The organism is Wohlfahrtiimonas chitiniclastica DSM 18708 (assembly GCF_000375345.1).
GTDB classification, from domain to species: Bacteria; Pseudomonadota; Gammaproteobacteria; order Cardiobacteriales; family Wohlfahrtiimonadaceae; genus Wohlfahrtiimonas; species Wohlfahrtiimonas chitiniclastica.
The window spans coordinates 310,715-335,723 of the sequence record NZ_AQXD01000001.1; the positions used below are offsets into that span (position 1 = coordinate 310,715).

Here is a 25,009-nt window from a genome sequence, read left to right on the forward strand (position 1 = left end):
GATGCCATGATCATATTGAGAACATTATATGTATTATTGGTGACGCTTGCCGGTGTGGTTTACTGTTATTATGCATCCATCAACACTTATTGGACACAAACCCATCACACTGATTCCCCAATGGTGCAATTAGAGCAATGGTGGACAGGGCAACCTGCGATTGTGGCAGAAGTGATTGAAGAGACCATTGAGCCCATCGTTGAGCAAGAGACGCAAGCAGAAATTGTTGAAAGCGCAGAACAACATGAGCCATTAGAAACCGTGGAAACAATGGAAACCGTTGAAGAAACCCCAGTAATGGACACGCCTGCCATTGTGTTAGAGTCCCTGCATGATCGCGAGGAACTGATCCATGACAATGAAACGGAGCATGAATCTGATCTGTCAATCGAAAATCCACCGACAACGCCAGAAAACATTGTATTAAGCGCAGGGGATCAACTCTTTTTTGTGGGCGATTCCTTGATGCAGGGCGTTGCGCCGAAGGTGAAGCAGACGCTGTACAAAGCGCATAAAATCGGTGGTATTGATTTGAGTAAACAGAGCACCGGTTTATCGTACCCAAAATTCTTTAACTGGCCGCAAGTGGTGGAAGAAACCCTACAAAAAAATGCCAATATTAAGGCGATGTTTGTCTTTTTAGGGCCGAATGATCCGTGGGATTTTCCGGTCAAGGGACAAAAATATTACCTGCGCTTTAAAAGTGAAGCATGGGAAGCGGCATATCGTGAACGCATTCAGCGCATTTTAAAGGCAGCGCAGAGTAAACAAATTCCTGTGGTGTGGCTTGGCGTGCCGTGTATGCGTAAAACGAAGCTCCATAAAGATGTGATTTATTTAAATGGCTTGTATGCCGATGAGGTCAAACGTTTTAATGGGCATTTCATCCCGACGTATGATCTACTCGGGTGCAGTGAAGAAAAATACAGTGCTTATGCAAAAACTGCGCAAGGAAATGCTAAAGTAAGAACGGATGATGGCATCCATTTTACAGTGAGGGGTCAAAAGATGCTGGCAGATCGCATCATTGAAGAACTCACCATAGAATCAACCGCAGAGGAAACGAAATGATCAATATTGCCAAAGTTTGTTTGGTGACAACATTAGTGGGATGTTTATTGGGCTGTCAAAGCACCGATGCATCGAATGATAACTTTTTGCGTGGAGAAGGTCCTGGCATTGAGGACTTTGGCGATCGTAATGGCACTGCATTGAAGGCAAAAATGCGTGATCTATTGCAGTATCAAAACTCAGTGGTGACGATGACGCAATTTGGTGATTCTCATACAGCGGCTGATTTCTTCACAGGGCCACTGCGTGAATTGATGCAAAATAAATTTGGCAATGCTGGCATTGGCTGGGTGACGCCGATGCAGGTCAAAGGGCAGCGCCATGCACTTATGTCTTGGCAGCCATCGAATTGGGAAGTGATGAGCAGTCGCAATGTCAATCATCTTGATTTCCCGATGGGTGGATATGTGGCAAAACCGCTTCGTAAGGGCAGCAGCTTATTGGCCACCCTCAATCAAGAAGAATTAACGCGCGGCATGTGGAATGTGCGTTTGATGGTGAAAAGTACAAAGCCTGAAGCGATTGCGGTTGAAGATATGAAAAACCGCATCCGCGTTTCAGATGGTCTATTGTCTCGCCCATCAAATGGCTGGCAGATGATCGATTTATTGACATATTTGCCCTTTAAAATCGATGCCATAGATGAGTCTGCCGAAATTGGCGGCATGTGGCTACAGCGCTATCAAAAGCCGGGCGTGATTCTCTCTGGAATTGGCACGAATGGCGCACAGCAATCGATTTGGAATAAATGGTCGCCGCAGTGGTTAGATGAACTTGCAGCCACCACAAGTGACTTGGTGATTTTAGAATACGGCACCAATGAGGCGTTTAACGATACGCTTGATGAAAAAGAGTACCGCAAAAATCTCCACAATAGCATTCAAACGGTGCGCAGAACCTTACCGAATGCCGCCATTTTATTGGTGGGTGCATCAGATTCCATTAAAAATGGCAACAGCACACGAGAATGTACGGATAAACAGCCGCCTTCTTATGCACAGGTGAAGAAAATTCAGCGCGCGGTTGCACAGTCTGAAGGTGTTTTGTATTGGGATTGGCAAAAAGCAATGGGCGGAAAATGCAGCATGGAGCGTTGGGTCAGTCATGATTTAGGGCGCCCAGATTTGGTGCATTTATCGCCAAAAGGCTATGAGCTCAGTGCAAAAATGTTGTATAAAGATTTGATGAAGTATTTTGGCCTTGCGCCATAATCACCGGTGCATTTGATTGTGTAAATGTATGATCAGCTTATTGGGATTTACGCATAAAACTGCTAAGATAGCGACTTTGCTTAACGTTAGATGTAATTAAATATGGACTTTCCTAAACATTTTGGTGTAATTGTAGTCGGTGGCGGACACGCCGGGACAGAAGCTGCGATGGCTTCTGCAAGATTGGGCGTGCCAACCTTATTGTTAACACATAATATTGAGACCATTGGGCAGATGAGCTGTAACCCTGCCATTGGCGGTATTGGGAAGGGGCAGATCGTTAAAGAGATCGATGCGCTGGGCGGTGTGATGGCCAAAGCCACAGATCTTGGCGGCATTCAGTTCCGTATTTTAAATGCATCTAAAGGGCCTGCGGTGCGTTCATCACGTGCGCAAGCTGATCGTGCATTGTATCGCGCGGCGATTCGAAGCTTTGTGGAAAATCAAGAAAATCTCTACATTTTCCAACAAGCGGCAGATGATTTCCTCATTGATGGGGATAAAATCGTGGGCGTTGTCACACAATCGGGCATCCGTTTTCATGGTCATTGTGTGGTATTAACAGCCGGAACATTCCTCTCTGGCTTGATTCACGTGGGCATGAATAATTATGAAGGCGGTCGCATGGGCGATCCACCCTCAAACACATTGGCGCAAAAATTGCGTGAATTGCCATTGAACATTCATCGCTTAAAAACAGGGACACCGCCACGCATTGATGGTCGCACCATTGATTTTTCTGGCATGGAAGAGCAAAAGGGCGATGATCCTGTGCCATATTTTTCTTATTTGCGTGAAGAGTTGCCGCATCCGCGCCAAATCTCTTGCTGGACAACTTATACCAATGAACGCACCCACGACATCATTCGTGGCGGTTTAGATCGCTCGCCAATGTATGCCGGTGTGATTGAAGGGATTGGCCCGCGTTATTGTCCATCGGTGGAAGATAAGATCATGCGCTTTGCGGATAAAGATCGCCACCATGTGTTTTTAGAGCCTGAAGGCTTATCCACGTATGAATATTATCCAAATGGTATTTCCACAAGTTTACCCTTTGATGTGCAAATTAATTTAGTGCACAGCATTCCTGGGCTTGAAAATGCCCACATTACGCGCCCGGGTTATGCCATTGAGTATGATTTCTTTGATCCGCGTGATTTGAAATTCACCCTAGAAACCAAAGCCATTAAAAACTTATACTTTGCGGGGCAAATCAACGGGACAACGGGTTACGAAGAGGCCGCAGCACAAGGGCTCATTGCAGGTTTAAATGCTGGTCGCAATTATTTAGGGAAAGATGAATGGTATCCGATGCGCCATGAATCCTACATTGGCGTGATGCTGGATGATTTAATCACGCAAGGCGTGCAAGAACCATATCGCATGTTCACATCGCGCTCAGAATATCGTTTGATTTTGCGTGAAGACAATGCTGATGAACGCTTAACGCCGATTGGTTACGAGTTAGGTTTAGTGGGCGAAGATCAATGGCAACGCTTTGTGCGTAAAAATGAAGATCGCGCGGTGGCAGAAAATCGTTTAAATGATTGGATGGTGGTGCAAGATTCAGAACAAGGCCAAGCATTGCAGGCGCAAACTTCCGTGGTGATGCCGCACAACATGCGTGCGATTACCTTATTAAAACGCCCGGAAGTGACGTTTGAAGCATTAGAAGCTTTACCGAATGCCCCAGAGTTTAGCGACATTTCTCGCATTGCCATTGAAGATGTGGTGATTCAAACGAAATATGAAGGCTACATTAAGCGCGGCATCGAAGAGATTGCCCGCAATAAGAAATTTGAGGAAGCAAAATTACCAGACAATGTTGATTATGCGGCCATCAAAGGTTTATCGCGTGAGCAGTGCGAAAAATTGACGCGTCAGCAGCCTGAAACCATTGGGCAAGCCTCGCGCATTCAAGGTGTGACACCGGCGGCGATTTCTCTGTTATTGGTACTATTGCGTAAAGGGCTCATTCCGACAATTAAGGAATAATATGAATAAATATTTGAAATATGGTTGGGTGGCAGTGCTGTTGGTGATTCCTGTCTTTTTGAACTTTTCAAAGACAGAACGAGATGTGTTCACCACGGTGTCATCCTCATCATTAAATGGCGTAAAATCAGAGATGAAGCAAGATCCTGAGTTGTTAAAAACGATGGATAACAATGGCTTTACCCTCTACGATTATGCGGTGCTCAATGATGATCCGAAGGTGCAAAAGTGGTTATTGTCCCAAAAGGTGGGCTCAGGCGTCTCTAAAGAGATGATTGAACGCATCCGTTTGTGGTTTTTACTGCTTGGCATTCCTGTCAATTCAACCAATTTCAATTTAAAAGGCACCTATGATAAAGGGTTAGAAGAGGCGATTTTAAGTTATCAAACCACCCGTGGGCTTGAGAAAAATCCCAAAATTACGCCCGATTGGTATGCCCATTTAGAAGAAGAAGGCATTCGTCTGTTGCAAGAATTGTTGTTCGAGCCAAACTCAGAAAACATTACGGGCACATGGAACAGTGCATCGAGTCGAGCTTTGAAGGCCTTTCAAACAGAATCTAAATTACCGGTGACGGGTCATTTATCCATTGCAGACATTGTGGCGATTAAGCGGGCATTTTCAGGCAACATTGCTGAAGGTGATGCGTTGAAAAAAGCGCAAATTGATGACACCGCCTCTGTGCAGCTTGTGGAATATCGTGATGATGTCAAAGCATCTTCAAAAAATGCGCCCGATGTGAAAGTGGTGTTGCCAAAGCCGGAAGTGGTGATTGAAGCGCCGATTGAGGAAAAAGAAATTGTAGAGACGGTGGTGGAGAAAGCAGCAAAATCTGAGCCCACCATTGAAGAGCCTTTAACGGCGGGCTTTTTGATCGATAGCCATGCCAAAGAAGGTAAGCTCTTAAACTTACAAGTGTGGCTGACGCTTGCAGGTTTTCCGGCAGGAACGCTTGATGGACAAATGGGGCCATCTACGCGTCAAGCCATTAAAGAGTATCAAACCTCCATTGGGCAAAAGCCCACAGGCAGCTTAGATGCGAAATGGGAATCTCCATTGGAGAAAAACATTTGGAAAAAGGTACAAGAGAAGTTAAAACAGCTTAAATTGTATGATCAAGACATCGATGGCATTCCGGGTGCGAGCACAGTCAATGCCTTAAAAGCGTATGAAGAGAGCGTGAATTTACCGCCGAAAGGTCAGTTGTTGCCAGAAACATTGAGCACCCTCTTTAACGAAGGGCAAATGTTCAATGATGGCTCGATGGATGATGTGCCCATCGAGGCGGACAACACCGAAGAAGATGGCATCATTGAAGAAGAGGGCGATGATGAAGGACCAGTCGATGAAGCAGAATCGGTGGTGGAAGAAGAAACCGCAACGGTCGTGGAAGAGACACCTGTGGGCGTCGGTTTGCCAGGTTTCAATCCAAAAGGCACTGAAGAGTCATTAAAATTACAGTTGATGCTTGCCATGCTTGGGCTTTATAAAGAAGAAGTGGATGGTGAGTACAACAATGCATTGATCGAAGGGATTAAAGCATTCCAGAAAGAGAAAAAATTGGGTGTGGATGGCAAAATTGGCCGCAATACCAGTGCAGCGCTGAATGCTGCGGTGATCACGCGCCTACAAACCTATTTCATAGATAAGGGCTTGATGACAGATGCGCCTACGGGCACCCTTGGACCGAAAACCCGTAACATCGTCAAAAAATTGCGTGAGCAACATAAATTGCCAGTCAATAAAGAGCCGCAAGAATTAGATATTGGCATTTTATTGATTGTGCTTGGGGATTTGAACAATGCCAATTATGTGAAAACATATGTGAAAGTGCTCAAAGAGCAAGAGGCACTGATTGAGCAAACCAAGAAAGTGCAAGAGTACTTGATTGCGCTGGGGCATTTTAATGGTAAAGTCGATGGTTTGCAGGGTAAAGCCACCAATACTGCCATTGAAAAGTTTAAAAAAGAGCAGAAGTTACCTGTCAATGACAAACTGACGCCAGAGTTAATGAAAGCACTTGAAAAAGAGACGTTAAAAACCATTCAGTCGCAGTTGGTCAAATTAGGTTATAAACTCAAGCCAGATGGCATGATGGGACCGGCCACGAAAAAAACCATTGAAACCTTCCAAAAGCGTTACAGCTATAAAGTGACAGGGGAAGGGAGCCTTGAGACCCTCAATCAAGTCAATACGCGTGTTGCTGCCAATAATCGACGTGCACCCCCTGCCGCTGCACCAGCACAGAAAGCTGCGCCAGATACGGCTGTGGTGCGTGGTGTGATGCCTAAAATGGGGGCAAAAGGGGCGCAAACGGAGCGCATCTTGACAGCGCCACCACAGGCCATTGTTGGGCGCATGACCATGATTTACAACAGTAAAGGTGCACTTTCGGGTTGTAAGGTCAATAACATCAGTATTTCTGCCGCAATGTGTGGCGGGGCACGCAATAATCAGCAATGCCGCATTGTGTATCGTAAAGGGCGTGTATTGTCCGTATCGTGTCGCGGTTAGTGAAAGACTGCATGAAAAAAGCCCTCTTTTGAGGGCTTTTTTGACATACATTGAATCTACAATGTAGTGCCATTGAATCATGGGAAGAATGGTTTGATTCGTGTTAGAATGTCGCCCTTAAGTTTTGATGAGGAGTTTATTATGGATCAGTTGCCAAAATTGAGATGGCGTGCTCGTCGTGGTATGCGTGAAATGGATCGTTTATTTGATCATTACCTTGATCATCATTATGCAGATGCACCTGCCGAAGAAAAAGCGATGTTCAGTGCATTACTTGAAATGCAGGACCCTGAATTGTTCGATCTTCTCCTCCTTAAAGCACCACCTCAATCGCCTGAGCAAGAAGCATTAATCAGAAAAATAAATCCCCACCTCAGTTAGGATAAGTTTTTGCTCTATCGATAAAATAATTCTTTTCATCGGGAATTATTGTATAATTTGTATTCAATTTTCGGATGCTGGCAGAAGATGTTTTCTTGACATCTTCTGAAAATCCGCTAGTATTCATTGCCTTTTTATTAGACACTTCAGGAGTGACATCGTGAATGAATGGTTCGAGCTCACGCTAAAATCTGGTCAATACTCACCAGATCAATTAGATGAGGCGCTTATAACTGCAGGTGCGATTGCTGTAACGTACAGTGATGCAGAAGATCATCCAGTATTAGAACCATTGCCAGGTGAAACCCCGTTATGGCCAGAGACCTTGGTGACAGGCTTGTTTGAAAAGCCTTGTGATGAAAAAGAGATTTTTGCTTGTGTTGCATCCGTGTTAGCCACAGAAATCAATGCATTGCCAGTGGCTCGTGAAAATCACTTAGAAAATACCGATTGGGAACGCTCATGGATGGATCATTATCATCCCATGAAGTTTGGCGAAAACTTATGGATTTGCCCAACCCATTTAGATCCCCCTGAACCAGAATGTGCAACCGTGATGCTTGACCCAGGTTTGGCTTTTGGCACGGGCACACATCCTTCGACAGCCCTTTGCTTAACGTGGCTCTCTAACCATAAAGATCAAGTCAATGGCCACACAGCTGTGGATTATGGCTGCGGCTCTGGTGTGTTAGGGATTGCAGCGCGTACGCTTGGCGCCGTGCGTTGTGATGCCACAGACATCGACCCACAAGCCATTAAAGCGACCCATGACAATGCTGCGCGTAACGACATTGACATTCACTGTGTGTTGTCAAAAGATTTCTCAGCAGAGCCTGTTGATTTAGTGATGGCAAACATTTTGGCTTTGCCGTTAACAGCATTGGCAGAAAAATTAGCATCTTTAACAAAACCTCAAGGCAACATCATTTTAGCAGGCATTTTATTGTCTGACGTGCAAATGATCAAAGATGCCTATGCACCGTGGTTTGATTTTGTTGAGCCCTTTAATACCATTGATGGTTGGGCGTTGGTACACGGAATCAAACGCGCATGAAAATTGGCGAGCTGACGTTAACTCAGCCCTACATTATGGCGCCGATGGCCGGCATTACAGACCTTCCTTTTCGTAAATTGTGCCGTGCACAAGGGGCAGGTTTGGCCGTGTCTGAAATGGTCAATGCGCAAGAAAACCTTTGGGACACCGACAAAAGTAAAAATCGTGTGGTGACCGAAGGGGAATCCTTGCCCATTTCCATTCAGATTTTAGGGGTTGAACCCGAAGATATGGCCAATGCCGCGCGTTACAATGTTGGTTTAGGTGCGAACATCATTGACATCAATATGGGGTGTCCTGCGAAAAAAGTGTGTAAAAAAGCCGCAGGTTCTGCCTTGATGCGTGATGAAACTTTGGTGACAGAGATTTTAACCGCGGTGGTCAATGCGGTGGATGTCCCGGTCACTTTAAAGATTCGCACCGGCTGGGATCGTGAGAATAAAAATGCCCTCAACATCGCACGCATTGCCGAGCGCGTGGGCATTCAAGCACTGACGATTCATGGCCGCACCCGCCAAGATGGTTTTTCAGGGGATGCTGAATATGAAACCATTGCCCACATTAAATCCCAAATTTCCATTCCGGTGATCGCCAATGGCGACATCACCAGTGTTGAAAAAGCCCGTTATGTGCTCAAAGCAACCGGTGCCGATGCTTTAATGATTGGTCGCGGTGCTTTTGGTAATCCGTGGATTTTTCGCTCCCTAGTGGAGGATCAAGAATATCGACCCTCTCATGATGAGATATTTGAGGTGATCAATACGCACCTCAATGGTCTATATGAACTTTATGGCGACGAGAAAGGTGTTCGAGTCGCACGTAAACATCTTCTATGGTATTCATCTTGGTTTGACAATGCGAAAGATTGGCGAACCACTTTAATGTCTGCGCGTAGCAGGGATGAACAACACCATATTTTGACATCGTTAATCAACAATCAACCGATTGCAAGCGTAATTTAGTTTTTAGGAGTAACAAAGAATGATCGCACAACGCAGAATCAAAAGTCATATCCCTTTGCGTGAATCTGTGAAAACCGCATTGAATGAAATTTCTCTGCAGTTAGATGGCAAATATCCACCTAACTTATATCGTTTAGTTTTATCAGAAGTTGAGCGTCCATTGTTTGAAAAGGTTTTAGAGTACACCAACGGTAATCAGTCTAAGGCTTCAGAGATTTTAGGCATCACACGCTCGACATTGAAAAAGAAATTGGATTATTATGACATCGACGCCAAGTCAATTGGCTAGTTCATCAATCCAAGGAATTTAACATGTCATTTGATAAAATCATCGAGAAGAACAGAGCTTGGGCGGCACGCATCAAAGAAGAATCCCCAGGATTTTTCGAGTCGCTTGTGGATCAGCAAGCCCCAGAATATTTGTGGATTGGCTGTTCTGATTCACGCGTGCCTGCAAACCAAATTGCAGGGATTGGCCCAGGTGAAGTATTTGTCCATCGCAACATTGCCAATGTTGTGGTGCACAGCGACTTTAACTGTTTATCGGTGTTGCAATTTGCCATTGATGTTTTAAAAGTCAAACATGTGATGGTTGTGGGTCATTATGGTTGCTCGGGCGTGAAAGCTGCGCTCATGGGCAATCGTATTGGCTTGGCCGATAACTGGTTGCTGCATGTGCGCAATGTGTATGAAGATCACTCTTTGTACTTGTGTGATGATTTTCCATCCCGTGCGGATCGTTTATGTGAGCTCAATGCCATTGAGCAAGCGTATAATGTGACGCAAACCACAATTGTACAAGATGCTTGGGCACGCGGTCAGCGTTGCACTGTGCATGCGTGCATTTATGGTTTAGCCGATGGCTTCTTACATGATTTGAATTTCCATGTCAGCCGTCCTGATCAAGTCAAAGAGGCTTATCAGCATGCGGCAACATTGATTCATGCGAAATGTTTATAACTTTAGAAAGGGTATGTAATGAAGGCAAATGAGATTAAAAGACACACAGTGATCGCTCATAACGGTCTTTACTATGTGGTCAGAGAAGTGGAAAAGTCAGCGCCAACTGCGCGCGGTGGCAATACCACTTACCGTATTCAGATGTTCTCCATCCCAGATGGACATAAAGTCGATTTGTCTTTGCGAGCAGATGATGATTTAGAGAGCGTCGATTTAAGCAAACGTGAAGCCACTTTCTCCTATATGGATGGGGAAGATTATGTCTTCATGGATGTGGAAAATTACACGCAATATGTATTAAGCAGCAAAATTGTGGCAGACATGAAAGGTTACATCATTGAAGGCGTTGAAGGTTATTATGTTTCTTTGATTGATGATCAACCGATTGCATTGTCACCGCCTCAAAGCATTGTGCTTGAAATTGTGGACACCGCGCCTGAGTTAAAAGGCGGCAGTGCCACAAAACGCACCAAGCCTGCGCGTTTATCCACGGGCATTGACGTACAAGTGCCGGATTATATTGAAAACGGTACCAAAATCCGTGTCAATACAGAAACAGGTGAGTTCATGGGGCGCGAATAAGCATTCCCATATGAAAAAAACCTCAATCATTGATTGAGGTTTTTTTATATCGGTCGCTAAAGATTCATTATTTTTGCTCTTCGCCCCAGCATTCAGTATTTTTTAGCCCTTTGATGGAGGAAGCTTTGAATACAGGATCTTTGCCCTCTTTGAGCTGACGATAATAGTCATTACCCACCGCAATGGCAATTCTACTGAGCATCATGATGATGATTAAGTTTAAAATGGTCATCAATCCCATGAACACATCAGCTAAGTTCCATGCCAACTCCATTTGCATGAGCGCACCACACATCACCATCGCAAGCACTACTAAGCGATAGATCAATAAGGCTATTTTGTTACCATTGATGAACTCAATATTTGTTTCACCATAGTAATAGTTACCATTGATGAACTCAATATTTGTTTCACCATAGTAATAGTTACCGATGATGGAGCTAAAAGCAAAGAACATTACAGCGATGGCCACAAAATATTGTGCCCATGAGCCCATTTGTAAGGCCAATGAGTTTTGCGTTAAGACAACGCCGCCCATACCAGGTTCTACATTGGTGTATAAGCCAGACAATAAGATGATGAAGGCGGTGGCTGAACACACCATGATGGTGTCAAAAAATACCCCTAAACTTTGTACCAAGCCTTGTTTAGCAGGATGAGAAACGTTGGCCGCTGCTGCAGCATTTGGCACAGAGCCCATGCCCGCTTCATTAGAGAATAAACCACGGCGCACGCCTTGCATGATGGCCACACCAATGCCGCCGCCCACAACTTCTTTTAAACCAAAAGCATTGCTGATGATGAGCATGAACATCTCAGGCACTTTTGTGATGTTGGTGAAAAGCACATACATTGCCAAACCAATGTAAAATACTGCCATAATGGGCACAATCACCTGTGTGAAGTTCACAATGCGTTTGACGCCACCAAAGATGATGATGGCGGTTAAAATCACCAATACCACACCAATTTGTACATTCGTAAAGCCAAAAGCAGAGGCAAATGAATGTGCAATGGTGTTTGATTGTACAGAGTTAAAGATAAAACCGAAAGTGACGGCTAATAAGATGGCAAAGGCGATGCCCAATTTTCTAAAGCCCAACGCTTTTTCCATATAGTAAGCAGGGCCGCCACGGAAAGTGTCACCATCTTTGACTTTATAGACTTGGGCGAGTGTACTTTCAATGAAGGCGGTTGCCATACCAATGATGGCGATGATCCACATCCAAAACACAGCACCTGGGCCGCCAATGGCAATGGCCAATGCCACACCTGCAATGTTGCCTGTACCAACGCGGCTCGCCGCACTGATGGTGAAGGCTTGGAAGGCAGAAACGCCGTCAGATCCTGGGTTTTTCTCCACAGTGACTTTTAACATTTGCTTAAATAAGCGAATTTGCACAAAACGTGTGCGGATCGAAAAGTAAACCCCTAAACCCAATAAACCGATGATTAAAATATAAGACCAAATAAAATTATTAAAAGGTCCCGTTATCCAATTGATGATTTCCATAGATGATCCTAATTTTGTTATAACGCGGGATAACTATACAACAGGTAAGCGATATTTTTTATAGATTTCTTTAATTGTGTGTAACGATTCAGCACTCGGGGCTGAAGTCTCATTTAAGGTGTAGGTTAAATTGAGGGCTTGCCATTTATGCGCGCCTAAATTATGAAAGGGCAGAATTTCCACCCGCTCAATGAGATTGTGTCCATGCAGTGCGATGCTTTGCGCTTTTAATTCATGTAAAAAACGGGCATGATTCTCAACGTCTGTTAAATCATCTGTCAGCCCTGGCACCACAACATAACGAATCCACATCGGTTTATGCATGCGCACTAAACGATGGGCAAAATCTAAGGTGGGTTGTAAGGGTTGGGATGTGAGGGCGAGATATTTAACGGGATCAATGTGCTTAATGTCCAGCATCACAAGATCAATGTGATCAAACCATGCATCATCTAAATGGCCGGCTAAAAATCCTTGTGTATCTAATGCGATGTGTAGTCCATATTGTTCTTTGACACGATAAGCAATCTCTCCAATGAAATGGGCTTGCATCATCGGCTCGCCCCCTGAGAAGGTGACGCCGCCCGCAAATTTTAAAAAGCGTGCATATTTACCGATCTCTTTGACCATTTCATCCACAGTGCGAAGTTTGCCATTGTGAAGCTTCCACGTGTCCGGATTGTGGCAATACAGGCAGCGAAATTGACAGCCCGATGTAAAAAGCACAAAACGGACGCCAGGACCATCGACGGCGGCACCTGTTTCCACAGAGTGCACAAAGCCAGAGAGCTGATTGTCATGGTTGATGATCGCAGGGGCGATGACGCCAAGCGGCTTGCGGATGGGGTCAAAGTCTAATTCATCAATCGATTCAATGGGAATGGTGGGAATGTGTTTGTGCGCGTGGCTCATAATGACCTCATAACGCAAATAGGGCATACCGAAATATGCCCCACAATTGCGCAATAATCGTTAGGCTTTTACATGGAAAGTACGGTTAATGACATCCATTTGTTGCTCTTTGGTGAGCTTAATGAAGTTCACGGCATAGCCTGAAACACGCACCGTTAATTGCGGATATTTTTCAGGATGGTTCATGGCATCAATCAAAGTGTCACGGTTAAAGACATTCACGTTGATGTGAAAACCATTCGCACCGCAATAACCATCTAAACAGTTAGAAAGATTATTGACGCGATCGGCCAACGTATTGCCAAGGGCACCTGGCGTTGCGGATGCTGTCCAGCTGATGCCATCTAACGCCGCATCATAGGGCAGTTTTGCCACAGAAGCGCCCGCTGCCACAAAGCCTGACACATCACGACCATTCATGGGGTTTGCACCCGGCGCAAAGGGTTCGCCATCACGGCGGCCATCGGGTGTATTGCCCGTTTTTTTACCGTACACAACATTCGATGTGATGGTTAAAATGGATTGAGTCGGCGTTGCATTGCGGTAAGTGGGCTGTGCCTTGACTTTATTCATGAAGGATTCTGTCAATGCTACGGCAATTTCATCAACGCGCTCATCATTGTTACCAAAGGCAGGATAATCGCCTTCAATGGTAAAGTCGATGGCAATGCCCGCTTCATTACGAATTGGTGTCACTTTGGCAAATTTAATGGCGGATAATGAGTCTGCTGCCACAGATAAACCTGCAATGCCGCATGCCATCGTCCGGATCACATCACGATCATGGAGCGCCATTTCAATACGCTCATAAGCGTATTTGTCATGGGAATAATGGATGGCATTGAGGGCTTTGACATAGGTTTGTGCGAGCCAATCGAGCATTTTGTCATATAGCGGCATCACTTCATCATACGTAAGCACATCGCTGGTGATTTTCTCAAAGTTTGGCACCACCAATTGACCGGTTTTTTCATCCACGCCGCCATTGATGGCATAGAGCAGGGCTTTGGCTAAGTTCGCACGTGCACCAAAAAATTGCATCTGTTTGCCGATCGCCATCGCAGAAACGCAGCAGGCAATGCCATAATCATCGCCCCAATGTGGACGCATCAAATCATCAGATTCATATTGAATGGCGCTTGTTTCAATGGACACTTTAGAGCAGAAATCTTTAAAGCCTTTAGGTAATTGCGTGGACCATAACACTGTTAAGTTTGGCTCAGGCGCTGGCCCTAAGTTGTATAACGTATGTAGGAATCTAAAACTATTTTTAGTGACTAAAGTTCTGCCATCTAAACCCATACCACCAATGGATTCCGTCACCCATGTTGGATCGCCAGAGAAGAGTTGATTGTAATCTTCTGTGCGTAAAAAGCGGATGATGCGTAATTTGATCACCAAGTCATCAATGAGCTCTTGGGCTTCTACTTCTGTCAATGTGCCTTCTTTAAAATCGCGCTCAATGTAGATGTCTAAGAAGGTAGAGACGCGCCCAAAGGACATAGCAGCACCATTTTGCTCTTTTGTGGCGGCAAGGTAACCAAAATAGGTCCATTGAATGGCTTCAATGGCATTGTCCGCAGGGCGACTGATGTTAAAGCCATAAGAGAGCGCCATCATTTTTAATTCATTGAGGGCACGCAATTGCTCAGACATCTCTTCACGTAAGCGAAGGGTATCTTCGGTAAAATCCCAATCATCGGTTTCGGCTTTTTCTGCCTCTTTTGCACGAATCAAATAATCCACGCCATACAATGCCACGCGGCGATAATCACCAATGATGCGTCCGCGACCATAGGCATCGGGTAAACCTGTGATGACGCCTGAAGAGCGACACGCACGAATCATTGGGTTATAAATATCAAATGTCGCTTGGTTGTGATCTTTGCGATAATGAGTGTAAATGTCCTGAATTTCAGGATTAATGGTACGATTGATCTCTTCTAAAGAGTTCACCACTAAGCGAAAGCCGCTGTTTGGAAAAATCGCGCGTTTTAAGGGTGCATCGGTTTGCACGCCCACAATTTTTTCTAAATCACGGTTGATGTAACCAGGATTAAAGGCATCAATGCGCGAGCCCACATTATCGGCCACATCTAACACGCCACCCACAGCATCGCGCTCTTTCGAAAGTAGGACAGAGAGCTCTTTCCAAAGTTGTTCGGTGCGTGGTGTTGGGCCTTGCAAGAAGGCGTCATCGCCTTCAAACGGTGTGTAGTTGTGTTGAATGAAGTCACGCACATTGACAGCATCTTGCCAATCAGTGCCTTTAAAGTCACGCCAAGCGTGTTGAAAATTCATCGTATTCATAACAAACTCCCGGATCGAATGATTAAAAGAGTAATGCTGCTTGATGGTTCTATTATATATCGACTGTGTTAATTTATGTTTATTTTATGGGGTGAATCTGGTGTGAAAAGCCTTGATGTTTGATGTCAATCAAGGCTTTGTGTGTAAAGTAATGAAAATTTAAGGCGCACCAAGGAATGTTGGGATCGCCCAGCGAAGCGCATAAAACGCCGCCATAAAAATTACAAAGTTAAAGAGGAACAATAACATAGCAGATGAGTGTTTGTGCAATACTTTCACTAAAATGAAGGCTGTGGTGACAAAATGACTGATCACAATGAATAGCCAGGTGGTGAGTACAATCATAAAGCCGTAGTTGAATTTTAAATCCAATAAATTGCCTGGCAATTGTTCTAAACGGATGGAGGCAGTCATGGTGAATAGACAGAACAATAGCGCGCTGATACCTTGAGCGATGGCAATGCGTCTAAAGGAAGGGTGCTCTGTGTATAAGTTATAACTCAGTAAAACAAGGATCACCGGCACAAACGAAATGGGGAAGAGCAGCGAGGGCGAGGAGACTGAAAAGGCAAAAATCACCAACGCAAGCCAACCGATGATGCAAAGGAAAATGTTTGGGCGGTTAGGTAGGGTATCACTCATGTCTATTCCTTATAGAATGTGTAGAAAATGATGGTATCTTCTTTGATTATAGCATTAATCAGGCAATAAAGATTACTTTTGAAATGCGTCATAACTGTATATAATGCGGACATTTTTCGCATCATCTTCCCCATTCCATAAGAAGAGTTCTATGTCCTCATCAACCCATGCCGTCAGTGAACGGTCACTGTTTTCCATCAGCTGGCCGATCTTTATCGATATCTTTTTGCACTTAGTCACCTTATTGATCAACACATGGATGATCAGCCATGTTTCCATTCAGATGGTGGCAGCGACTGCTGCGAGCAATCAATTTTTTGAAACCAGCGTTGCCATTTTAAATTTTATTGGCGTTGGGTGCAGCATCGTGGTGGCCCAATATTTAGGGGCAGGGGATCGAGAAACCACGCGTAAAGCCATCCATTTGTCCATCACCTTAAATTTAATGTTGGGCTTTGTCACCTTTTTGGCCATTTGGTTCTTTGGGCATGATTTATTATCAGTGATGAATACGCCAGAGAACATCTTAAACATGGCGTATGACTATTTCCACATCATCGGCATCTGTTTGATTTTTGAAGCGGTGGCGATCATTTTAGCCTCTTGTTTGCGTGTGTATGGCTACTCAAAAGCACCGATGTATGTGTCTCTCATCATGAACATTGTGACAGTGGTGGGGAATATTTTTGTGCTTTATGGCGTGTTTGGCTTCCCTCAGCTTGGGCTCTCTGGTGTGGCAGGCTCAACATTGCTTGGGCGAATTGTGGGCGTTGCGTTGCTCTTTTATCTCTTATTTTTTGGCATCAAAGTGCGTTTAGAATGGCGCATGTTCTTTCAGTTCCACAAAAAGATTTTACAACAGATTTTAAAAATCGGCTTGCCATCGGCAGGGGAAAATCTTTCATGGACGGCACAAATGCTCGTGATGCTCGCCTTTGTGGGCAAAATGGGGGAAGATGCATTGGCGGCACACAACATCTATTTGCAGCTTTCTTATATGTTGATGCTTTTTGCCTTAGCCATTGGGATTGGCAATGAAATTTTAGTGGGGCATTTGGTGGGGGCATCTAACTTTAACGCAGCCTCTGCTCGCACATGGAAAAGTTTACGCACAGGTATGCTGGTGACCTTTGCTGTGGTTGTGGTGTTTTATTTTGCCCGATACTTAGTGGTAGACAGCTTTACGGAGGATCCGATCATTAAAGAGCTGTTATTGCCGCTCTTCTTACTCTCGATTTTATTAGAGCCAGGGCGCACACAAAACATTGTGATGGTCAATGCACTGCGCGCAACGGGGGATGCCCGATTCCCATTTTATGCAGCCTTAGTCTTCATGTGGGGCATTGCCATTCCCGTGGGGTACTATTTTGGCTTTGTGTTAGAAATGGGGCTCATCGGCATTTGGATCGGCTTTTTGTGCGATGAATGGATTCGCGGGCTTGTCAATGCTTGGCGCTGGAAATCCCGTAAATGGGAAACAAAGCGCCTGAACATCGAGCATTGATTAAAGGCTGGCCTTTAATTTTGGTAAGAGCTCATCCCAATTCAATGGGCTCTTGACCATTTCATTATCAACTTTAATGACCGGGATGAACCAGCCTAATTGTTCCACTAAATTGTTGTCATGGGCAATGTCGATGAACTCATAAGGAATGTGATGTTCATCCAAAATCTCCATCGCTGTTTCGCATAAATGACAATCGCTGGTGCCGTAAAGCAAAATGGGTGAATTTGTTATATTTTCTAGCATTTGTGATTGATCTCGTATGAATGAATCTGTTTTTCTTACAATAACACAAAAAAATCACAAAATGCTGCAATAATTTTATTCACCGATGCTCGGCGATTGTGGGCAAAAAGTTGAGACCAATTTGACCCAATAAGCCGCCACGATCGGTAAAATGTCATCATTAAAATCATAATGGGGATTGTGGAGTGAACAACTGTGCGCCCCTGTTGTGCCATTGCCCACAAATAAATAGCAGCCCGGGCGTGCTTCTAACATAAAGGCAAAATCCTCACTGGCAAGCACAGGCGGGCAGTGATCAATCACAGCGTGATCCCCAAAGAGATCGCGCGCCACATTTTCTGCTAGGCGCGTTTCTGCTTCAGTGTTGATTAAAACAGGCACATCCTTTTGATAATCCACTGTCGCAGTTGCGCCATAGCTTTGTGCTTGTAAGGTGGCAATGGTTTTGATGCGCTCGGCCACTTGTGCTTGCACCGCTTGATTCAAAGTGCGCACCGTCAGTTTAATCACCGCATCATTCGGAATGATGTTTGTCGCTGTGCCTGCATGAATCGATCCCACAGAGATGACCGCAGTGTCTAAGGGATTGAGATTGCGGGCAACAATGGTTTGCAGCGCCATGACAATCGAGGATGCCACCACAATCGGATCAATGCTTAAATGAGGGAGTGCGCCGTGCCCACCTTTGCCTGTGATGGTAATGGTGACGGCATCGGCAGAGGACATCGCCGGTCCATGACAAAAACCAAAGTGCCCAGCAGGATAATTTGGGATGTTGTGAAATCCAAAGATGGCATCACAGGGAAAGGCCTCAAATAAACCTTCTTGCATCATTCGTGGCGCGCCACCTAAACCCTCTTCTGCCGGTTGAAACACAAGATTCACTGTCCCTTGAAAAGGACGATGCTCTGCCAAATAACGGGCTGCGGCAAGCATGCTCGCTGTGTGTCCATCATGCCCACAGGCATGCATTTTACCTGTGTGTTTGCTGTGATAAGGGAGATCATTGTGCTCTTGAAGGGGTAAGGCATCCATGTCTGCGCGTAAAGCAATGGTCGGCCCTTCGCCATTTTTCAGTTGCCCAACCACGCCGGTTTTAGCAAGCCCGCGGTGGACAGTATAGCCCCATTGTGTCAATCGTTCGGCCACAAGATCACTGGTTAAATGCTCCTCATAACCGATTTCAGGATGTTGATGAAGATGGTGGCGAATGGCGATCATCTCATCTTTGAGGGCATCGATGCCGGCGAATAATTCAGCGTTGTCCATGGGCGCTCCGAAATAAAAGGTGATGTGTCTTCGAACATAGCACGCTTTGATTTGAAAAAAAACCTTCCGTGAAGGAAGGTTTATGGTCAGAGTTGATCGGAGAGTTCATAAAGCAGCAGCAGTGCTTCTCTTGGTGTCAGGCGATCAACATTTGTGGCTTTAAGCTGACGCACAACAGGATGTTCTTCTGCCATAAACAGTGGCAGTTGCTCTGTGGGCGCGGGTGCAATGTTAGGCATTTTAGGTGTTTCGATCGGTTGGCTTTGTGTGGCATGGGCAAAGGAGTACTCAAGCTCTTGCAATTTCTCTTTTGCCATGGTGATCACATCTTGAGGGATGCCCGCAAGTGCAGCGACTTGTAAACCATAACTTTTAGAAGCAGCGCCTTTTTTCACGGCATGCATGAAGATGATCTCATCTTTATATTCCACTGCATCTAAGTGCAGATTCACAATTTGCGGATAGAGGTTTTCAAGCTCCGTCATTTCAAAATAGTGGGTGGCGAAAATCGTGAGGGCATTTAAGCGGGTGGCCAAATACACCGCGGCGCTCCATGCTAAGGATAAGCCATCAAGGGTTGACGTGCCGCGCCCAACTTCATCCATCAACACTAAGCTTTTTTCTGTGGCGTAATGCAAAATGGTGGCAGTTTCGAGCATCTCCACCATAAAAGTCGATTGCCCAGAGGAGAGATCATCTTGCGCGCCAATGCGGGTAAATATGCGATCCACAGGCCCAAGAGTGGCAGCTTTTGCCGGCACGAAAGAGCCAATATAAGCCAAAAGTGTAATCAATGCTGTTTGGCGCATGTAGGTGGATTTACCGCCCATGTTCGGCCCTGTGACGATTTGCATGCGCAGCTCAGGTGAGAGCGTCGTATCATTGGCAATAAAAGGGTGCGTGATGGTGGATTCCACAATCGGATGGCGCCCTTCGGTAATATGGATGCCAACGGCCGGTGTAAATTGTGGGCGACTCCAATTGAGGCTGTTTTTAAGGTTGGCAAAGTTGACGAAAATGTCCACATGGGCAAGGGCATCGCTCAGTAAGCGAAGGCGCGTCACTTCAGGAATGATTTGCTCAAGGAGTTGATCCCACAATTGTTTTTCTAGGGCAAGGGCATTTTCTTTAGCATGCAGGATTTTATTTTCAAACTGCTTTAACTCTGGTGTGATGTAACGCTCAACGCCTTTTAGAGTTTGACGGCGCACGTATTCAGGCGGCATTTTGTCAGCATATTGGCTTGGTACTTCAATGTAATAACCATGCACGCGGTTATAACCGACTTTTAAATGGGTGATACCGGTGGTGCGTTTTTGTGCCTCTTCAAGCTCGAGTAGATAGTTTTTGCCTTCATGATTGAGGTTTAATAGCTCATCAAGCGCGGCATCATAGCCCATGCGAATGACGCCGCCATCGCGAATCAAGACAGGCGGTTCATCGACAATCGCGCGGCTGATGAGGTCAAGGAGTTCAGGCATGGGCACTAAATCCGCTTGCCATAATGGGGCAATGGTTGCGATGGCATCATTATTGGCAATGTAATCACATAACGTGGGCAATGCCGTTAAACTCTGCTTTAACTGAATCAAATCACGCGGGCGCGCAGTTTTGAGGGCAATGCGTGTGGCGAGGCGCTCGATGTCTGCCATCTGTTTTAACAGTGGGCTTAACACTTCACACAAAGGCTCGATGGCTTCGATGAGATTAAGGCGCTCGTTCAATGTAGTGTGATCACGCAATGGGCGATTGAGCCAGCGAGATAATAAACGTGAGCCCATTGGCGTTTGGCAATGGTCAATGAGGGCACGCAATGTGTGCTCGGTGCCACCGCTTAATGTGCGTTCAATTTCTAGATTTTTGCGCGTTGTTGTGTCTAAAATCAATGCATCATGGATGTGTTCGATGTGCAGCGTTGTGATGTGGTTAAGCTCGCTCTTTTGAGTCTCTTTTGCATACGTTAAGAGCGCACCGGCTGCCATGATGGGCAATGCATCATCCGTGAGCCCCACACCTTGCAAAGATGCCAATTTAAAGTGTTGACGCAGTTTTTCACTGTTTCGTGATAAATCAAAGTGCCAAGCAGGATAGGGCTGCGTGATGGCAATTTTAGCCATCGCATCGGGTAAGGTTAAATCTTCAGGCACAATGATTTCAGAGGGTTGAATGCGAATGAGCTCAGAGAGTAATTCAGACTCTGTTAAGGGATCAGTGAGCTTAAAGCGTGCACTTGAAAGATCCAGCCAGGATAGTAGCCATTGCCCTTGATGGCAGGTGAGGGCGGCCACTTGATTGTCGCGCTTGGTATCTAAAAGATATTCATCTGTAAGTGTTCCAGGCGTAATGACGCGCACCACTTCACGTTTCACAGGGCCTTTAGCCTGCACTTCGCCCACTTGCTCACAAATGGCAATCGACTCTCCAAGGCGCACAAGTTTGGCTAAATAACTTTCTGCTGCATGGTAGGGAATGCCTGCCATGGGAATCGGCTCACCGGCGGATTGTCCGCGTGCAGTTAAGGTGATGTCTAGCAATTTTGCCGCCCGTTTTGCATCCTCATAAAACAGTTCATAAAAATCCCCCATGCGGTAAAACACCAACATGTGAGGATAATCAGACTTAATGCCAAAATATTGTTGCATCATTGGCGTGTGGGCAGAGGCTGAAGCGGTAACCATGTGACTATGAAATCTCCGATTTTGGGTTAAAATGTGAATTATTGTAAAATAGTTTGCGTTCAATAGAAAAGTGATGCAAATTATACGCTTTATTTACTGCATATAGAGGAAATATATGGAAGTCCTGCTGGACCCATCGATATGGGTTTCGCTCATCATTCTAATTGTTTTAGAAATTGTTTTAGGTATTGATAACTTAATCTTCATTGCAATACTGTCTAATAAACTTCCGCCTCGTCAAAGAAATCGTGCAAGAATCACCGGCTTAAGCTTAGCGCTCATCATGCGTATTGGTTTATTGTCCGTCATGACGTGGATGATCACCCTCACGCAACCACTTTTTACCGATCCATTTTTTCAGCATCCTTTTTCCGTCCGGGACATTATTTTAGTCTTTGGCGGTTTCTTCCTATTGCAAAAAGCCACCCGCGAGCTTCATGAGCGCATAGAAGGCGGCATGATTGTGGAAGGCAAATCAAAAGGCTATGCGAAATTCTGGCCAATTGTTTTACAAATCATTGTTTTAGATGCTGTATTCTCCTTTGATGCCGTCATTACAGCGACGAGCATTGCAAAACACCTTTGGGTGATGGTGGCAGCTGTGAGCATCTCTATGGGCTTGATGCTCTTTGCTGCTAAAGCATTGACGGACTTTGTCAATCGTCATCCCACCATTGTGGTGTTGTGTTTAAGTTTCCTATTGATGATTGGTTTAAGCCTCATCATGGAAGGCTTTGGCATTGAAGTACCTAAAGGCTATATTTATGCTGCCATTGGTTTTTCTGTCTTTATTGAGCTCATCAATCAATTGATCAATCGCAATCTCTTAAAGCAAGAGAGCAAATATTCAAGGCGTGAACGCGCAGCGAATTTGGTGCTTAAAATGCTGGGCACAAATGATAAGCATGAAGAGAGCGAAGCTGAAGAAGAGGATGAGAAGCATTTAGATGAACCTGAAATCTTCGGGCAAGATGAACGCAACATGGTGAGCGGCGTTTTAACTTTAGGTGATCGGATGATTCGATCGATCATGACGCCGCGCAATAATATCTCTTGGATCAACATTCAAGATTCAAAAGAAGAAATCTTGCGCCAAGTCAAAGAGATTCCCCACAACTATTTTCCGGTGTGTGAGGGTCATTTAGATGAAGTCATTGGCGTAGTGCGCGCAAAAGACGTGATTGCCGATTTAATGACAACTGGTGAAATTGACCGTGAAAACACCATTAAACCTGCGATTTTCTCTCATCGCTCCACAACTGTATTGAAGATGATGGACATTTTCCGTCATACCAATGCGCACATGGTGATTGTGACGGATGATTTTGGCTCAGTACATGGCGTGATTACGTTGTTAGACATCATCGAAGCGATTGCGGGTGAATTTCCCGATGAAGATGAAAAAGCATCGATTGAAGTGATCGGTGAAGATGAGTGGATCATGGCAGGTTCCTGTGACCTTCACTTAGTGGAGCAAACCTTGAGCGTGCGTGGCCTTGTGGATGAACAGGATGATTACAGCTCTCTTGGCGGTATGCTTGTGGACATTTTTGACAATGTGCCTGCCGTGGGCGATTCCCTTGAATTGCAAGGCTATCTCTTTACGGTCAAAGAAGTGGATGATCGCAGAATCCTCAATGTGCACGTGGTTAAACCGAAATTGGGGATCTTGTAGTATACTTAACCATTGATCTTTTATTTTTCCGTACAAGGTGAACACATGCAATCAAATGTGAATATGTTTCAACGCTTTTTATTCGAAAATTTGCCGATCCGTGGTGAGCGCGTTAAATTGACCAGCGCATGGCAAGAAATTTTAAAGCGCCGTGAATATCCTGCCATTGTGCAGCAATATTTGGGTGAATTGGTGGCAACCACAGCATTATTGAGCGCCACAATTAAAATCGAAGGTCGCTTGACGGTGCAAATTGAAGCCACCGGCGCATTGCAAATGTTGGTGGTGCAAATCACTCATGATGGCGGCTTTAGAGCGACGGCAACTTACCGTGATGATTTACCTGAACATGCCACATTCAAAGAACTCACAGAAGGTGGTCGCGTTGTGATTACGGTGGAAAATGCTAACTCAAACAATAGCTATCAAGGCGTGATTCCATTGATTGATGAGAGCATTGCGGCGGCGATTGAACGCTACTTTGAAACCTCTGAGCAACTTCGCACCGCGCTATTTTTACGCAATACTGACAAGGAATTGGGCGGATTATTGCTGCAACGCATTCCGGGTGAAATGGAAGATGAAGATGCCTTTAACCGCATTTGTCATTTAGCCGGAACGGTGACGGCTGAAGAGCTCAATGAGTTAGATACACAAACATTGTTGTATCGATTATATTCTGAAGATGATGTGCGCTTATTTGATGCAGAGCCATTGCATTTTTATTGCCAATGTTCGCGTGAGCGTTCAGAGAGCATGCTCAAGCAGTTGTCGAAAGAAGAAGTGGATGAAATTTTGGCAGAAGATGGTCATTTAAGTGTGACATGTGAATTTTGTGGTAAAACATACGATTTTACTGCAGACGATATGCAAGCGATCTAAACATGCCAAATTTGCCAAAAGAACATCAACGCATCTCCATTGCCATCACAGGCGCTTCAGGCGTGCAATACAGCCTTCGTTTAATTGAAGTGCTGCTTAAAGCCGATTATCCGTTAAATGTGGTGATCAGTAAGGCGGCTTTGCTGGTGTTTGCCATGGAGATGGATGTACAACTTGGCAATCAACCCCAAGTGCAAAAGGAGCGTCTCCTTGCACTTGTGGGGGTGGATAAACCCGATTTATTGCGCATTTATGGTGTGGAAGATTGGAGTGCACCGATGGCATCGGGCTCAAATACTTCACGCGCAATGGTGATTGTACCAGCAACGACAGGCGCATTGAGTGCTGTGGCAACGGGGCAATCGAATAATCTCATTGAGCGTGCTGCCGATGTGATGCTCAAAGAGCGTAAGCCTTTAGTGATTGTGCTTCGAGAAACACCACTTAATGCCATTCACATTAAAAACATGCTCACATTGACAGAGGCGGGCGCGATTGTGATGCCAGCAAATCCGGGCTTTTATCATAGGCCAAAGAGTGTCGATGACATCATTGACTTTATGGTGGCCAGAATTTTAGATCAACTCAACATTGAACATGACCTCATGCATAAATGGGGCGATGATTCTTCAGTCAAATAAGGGTAT

Annotated in this window: 21 protein-coding genes; 14 read left to right on the forward strand and 7 right to left on the reverse strand. The window is 45.1% G+C overall.

The features are described 5' to 3' along the window. Positions 1–6: 6 nt before the first annotated feature. The 10 genes from B143_RS0101430 to efpL all read left to right on the forward strand — a co-directional run bounded on the left by B143_RS0101430 (position 7) and on the right by efpL (position 10,731). Positions 7–1,071, forward strand: coding sequence for an SGNH/GDSL hydrolase family protein (locus B143_RS0101430; RefSeq protein WP_018121890.1), 1,065 nt, complete (start codon positions 7–9; stop codon positions 1,069–1,071). Further along, on the forward strand, positions 1,068–2,282 hold the full coding sequence (locus B143_RS0101435; RefSeq protein WP_018121891.1) for an SGNH/GDSL hydrolase family protein: 1,215 nt from the start codon (positions 1,068–1,070) through the stop codon (positions 2,280–2,282). The genes B143_RS0101430 and B143_RS0101435 overlap by 4 nt, the downstream gene beginning before the upstream one ends. A gap of 102 nt (positions 2,283–2,384) precedes the next feature. Then, positions 2,385–4,277, forward strand: coding sequence for a tRNA uridine-5-carboxymethylaminomethyl(34) synthesis enzyme MnmG (gene mnmG / locus B143_RS0101440; protein WP_018121892.1), 1,893 nt, complete (start codon positions 2,385–2,387; stop codon positions 4,275–4,277). A 1-nt stretch (position 4,278) separates the two neighbouring features. Further along, on the forward strand, positions 4,279–6,792 hold the full coding sequence (locus tag B143_RS0101445) for a peptidoglycan-binding domain-containing protein (RefSeq protein WP_018121893.1): 2,514 nt from the start codon (positions 4,279–4,281) through the stop codon (positions 6,790–6,792). A gap of 141 nt (positions 6,793–6,933) precedes the next feature. Beyond that, a complete protein-coding gene (locus tag B143_RS0101450) occupies positions 6,934–7,173 on the forward strand; it encodes an FAD assembly factor SdhE (protein ID WP_008315067.1) in 240 nt (79 codons plus the stop codon). A gap of 160 nt (positions 7,174–7,333) precedes the next feature. Continuing rightward, entirely contained in the window at positions 7,334–8,227 is an 894-nt protein-coding gene (gene prmA, locus B143_RS0101455) for a 50S ribosomal protein L11 methyltransferase (protein ID WP_008315066.1), read from the forward strand. After that, the gene (dusB, locus tag B143_RS0101460; protein ID WP_008315065.1) at positions 8,224–9,189 is read left to right on the forward strand and encodes a tRNA dihydrouridine synthase DusB; all 966 of its coding nucleotides are present in this window, start codon (positions 8,224–8,226) and stop codon (positions 9,187–9,189) included. The genes prmA and dusB overlap by 4 nt, the downstream gene beginning before the upstream one ends. A gap of 19 nt (positions 9,190–9,208) precedes the next feature. Continuing rightward, entirely contained in the window at positions 9,209–9,478 is a 270-nt protein-coding gene (locus tag B143_RS0101465; RefSeq protein WP_008315064.1) for a helix-turn-helix domain-containing protein, read from the forward strand. A gap of 23 nt (positions 9,479–9,501) precedes the next feature. Further along, the gene (can, locus tag B143_RS0101470; RefSeq protein ID WP_008315061.1) at positions 9,502–10,149 is read left to right on the forward strand and encodes a carbonate dehydratase; all 648 of its coding nucleotides are present in this window, start codon (positions 9,502–9,504) and stop codon (positions 10,147–10,149) included. Between the two features lie 18 nt (positions 10,150–10,167). After that, on the forward strand, positions 10,168–10,731 hold the full coding sequence (gene efpL / locus B143_RS0101475) for an elongation factor P-like protein EfpL (protein ID WP_008315060.1): 564 nt from the start codon (positions 10,168–10,170) through the stop codon (positions 10,729–10,731). 67 nt (positions 10,732–10,798) lie between these two features. Here efpL and B143_RS0101480 read toward each other — a convergent pair whose 3' ends face one another. From B143_RS0101480 to B143_RS0101495, 4 genes are all read right to left on the reverse strand, one after another. After that, positions 10,799–12,244 (reverse strand): alanine/glycine:cation symporter family protein, encoded by a 1,446-nt coding sequence (locus tag B143_RS0101480; RefSeq protein ID WP_018121894.1) that lies wholly within the window; start codon positions 12,242–12,244, stop codon positions 10,799–10,801. A 33-nt stretch (positions 12,245–12,277) separates the two neighbouring features. Beyond that, positions 12,278–13,156, reverse strand: coding sequence for a pyruvate formate-lyase-activating protein (gene pflA, locus B143_RS0101485; protein WP_018121895.1), 879 nt, complete (start codon positions 13,154–13,156; stop codon positions 12,278–12,280). A 60-nt stretch (positions 13,157–13,216) separates the two neighbouring features. Further along, entirely contained in the window at positions 13,217–15,457 is a 2,241-nt protein-coding gene (gene pflB / locus B143_RS0101490) for a formate C-acetyltransferase (RefSeq protein WP_018121896.1), read from the reverse strand. A 168-nt stretch (positions 15,458–15,625) separates the two neighbouring features. After that, positions 15,626–16,108 (reverse strand): hypothetical protein, encoded by a 483-nt coding sequence (locus B143_RS0101495; protein WP_018121897.1) that lies wholly within the window; start codon positions 16,106–16,108, stop codon positions 15,626–15,628. 151 nt (positions 16,109–16,259) lie between these two features. Between B143_RS0101495 and B143_RS0101500 the strand changes: the two genes are divergently transcribed. Beyond that, a complete protein-coding gene (locus B143_RS0101500) occupies positions 16,260–17,612 on the forward strand; it encodes an MATE family efflux transporter (RefSeq protein ID WP_026165665.1) in 1,353 nt (450 codons plus the stop codon). Here B143_RS0101500 and B143_RS09845 read toward each other — a convergent pair whose 3' ends face one another. The 3 genes from B143_RS09845 to mutS all read right to left on the reverse strand — a co-directional run bounded on the left by B143_RS09845 (position 17,613) and on the right by mutS (position 21,805). Beyond that, a complete protein-coding gene (locus B143_RS09845; protein ID WP_248647492.1) occupies positions 17,613–17,858 on the reverse strand; it encodes a glutaredoxin family protein in 246 nt (81 codons plus the stop codon). It lies immediately after the preceding gene. Between the two features lie 75 nt (positions 17,859–17,933). After that, a complete protein-coding gene (locus tag B143_RS0101510) occupies positions 17,934–19,127 on the reverse strand; it encodes a M20 aminoacylase family protein (RefSeq protein WP_018121901.1) in 1,194 nt (397 codons plus the stop codon). 86 nt (positions 19,128–19,213) lie between these two features. Further along, positions 19,214–21,805 (reverse strand): DNA mismatch repair protein MutS, encoded by a 2,592-nt coding sequence (gene mutS, locus B143_RS0101515; RefSeq protein WP_018121902.1) that lies wholly within the window; start codon positions 21,803–21,805, stop codon positions 19,214–19,216. Between the two features lie 115 nt (positions 21,806–21,920). Here mutS and B143_RS0101520 point away from each other — a divergent pair, with 115 nt between their 5' ends. Genes B143_RS0101520 through B143_RS0101530 form a run of 3 tightly spaced genes read left to right on the forward strand, consistent with a single transcriptional unit; the run spans position 21,921 to position 25,003 of the window. Further along, positions 21,921–23,480 (forward strand): TerC family protein, encoded by a 1,560-nt coding sequence (locus B143_RS0101520; protein ID WP_018121903.1) that lies wholly within the window; start codon positions 21,921–21,923, stop codon positions 23,478–23,480. A gap of 45 nt (positions 23,481–23,525) precedes the next feature. Continuing rightward, the gene (gene hslO, locus B143_RS0101525) at positions 23,526–24,362 is read left to right on the forward strand and encodes an Hsp33 family molecular chaperone HslO (protein ID WP_018121904.1); all 837 of its coding nucleotides are present in this window, start codon (positions 23,526–23,528) and stop codon (positions 24,360–24,362) included. 2 nt (positions 24,363–24,364) lie between these two features. Beyond that, on the forward strand, positions 24,365–25,003 hold the full coding sequence (locus B143_RS0101530) for a UbiX family flavin prenyltransferase (protein ID WP_018121905.1): 639 nt from the start codon (positions 24,365–24,367) through the stop codon (positions 25,001–25,003). Positions 25,004–25,009 lie beyond the last annotated feature (6 nt).